This is a genomic window from Streptomyces hirsutus, from assembly GCF_001418415.1.
In the GTDB taxonomy this organism is placed as follows: domain Bacteria; phylum Actinomycetota; class Actinomycetes; order Streptomycetales; family Streptomycetaceae; genus Streptomyces; species Streptomyces hirsutus.
The window spans coordinates 1-1,293 of the sequence record NZ_LIQT01000733.1; the positions used below are offsets into that span (position 1 = coordinate 1).

Genomic DNA, 1,293 nt, shown 5'->3' on the forward strand with positions numbered 1-1,293 from the left:
GTCCGCGGTGGGGGACCGCGGGGCGGTTCCGTCCTCCATGCCGCGGGCGCTCGCGCAGAAGGGACCGCTCACGGCGATGCAGATCCGGCTGACCGTGGTAGATCCGCTGGGTTTGACCTCCCCCGCGCGAGGCCATGTGGTCGTCACCGCCCCCGCCGGTACGGCCCTGGCGGCGGTGGCCGCCGCACTGGTCTCGGCGGTCTCCGGCGGCGACGGCGCCTCCGGTTCCGCGGGCTCCTCCGGCGCCCCGGTGCTGTACGCCGGTGACCAGCGGCTGGACGCCCAACGCTGCACACTCGGCGAGCCCCCGCTGATCGACGGCGCGGTGCTGGCCGTGGGCGCCCCGGGCGAGCCGGAGCCGCACCCCGAACTGGACGACACCCCGACCAGACTCCATGTCGTCGCCGGTCCCGACGCGGGCGGCGTCCATCTGCTGCACGGCGGCGAGATCCGCATCGGGCGCTCGGCCGACGCCGATGTGCCGCTCGACGACCCGGACGTCTCCCGGCTGCACTGCGCGGTGACGGTCGGCCCGGACGGCAGGGTCTCGGTCGCCGACCTCGGCTCCACCAACGGCACGACCCTGGACGGCCGGCGGGTGGGCTCCCGCCCGGTCGGTCTGGCCCCGGGCGCGCTGCTGCGGATCGGCGAGTCGGCGCTGCGGCTCACCCCGGCCGCGGGGCCGGGGGCGCGAGCACGGACGACGCCGGACGGCGAGGGGCACGTCCGCGTGCCGGAACCGCCCGCGGGGACGTACGCGGAGCCTCCCACGAGGGCGGGGGCAGGGTCGGCGGCCGTGCGTCCGCCGGACGGGCCCACGCACCACGGCTACGGTTCCCCGGCGGCCGGGACCACCGGGGAGACCCCGCTGGTGCCCGGCCAGGGGGGCACGCCGGGGATCGAGAACCACGGGACGGGCGGCGCTTCGGAGGCGGGCTCGGGATCCGGCTCCGGCTCCGGCTCCGACACCGGCTTCGGCTCCGGCTCCGACACCGGCTTCGGCTTCGGCTTCGACACCGGCTTCGGCTTCGACACCGGCGCCGGCGCCGGAAGCACGGGCAGCGGCAGCGGCAGCGGCAGGCGTACGGTCCACACGGCTTCCCGGGGTGAGGTGCCACGGGTCCCCAAGGGGCGCCGGGTGTCACAGCCGAGGCCCGCCGACGGCGGGTTCGACCCGGTGTCCGGGACGGAGACCGGTACCCACGCGGGCAGCGCGGGCGCGTCCACCGGCTACGGCGCCGACGACGGGCTCACCGCCCGGCCCGTCGGAGGCCGCAAGGGCACGCCGGTGCG

The 1,293-nt window shown here is 78.0% G+C and carries 1 protein-coding gene; it reads left to right on the forward strand.

Translation table 11 applies throughout. The features are described from left to right. Nucleotides 1–76: 76 nt before the first annotated feature. The coding region (locus AOK11_RS38030) for an FHA domain-containing protein (protein ID WP_157869544.1) at nucleotides 77–1,293 on the forward strand (1,217 nt) is incomplete at its 3' end.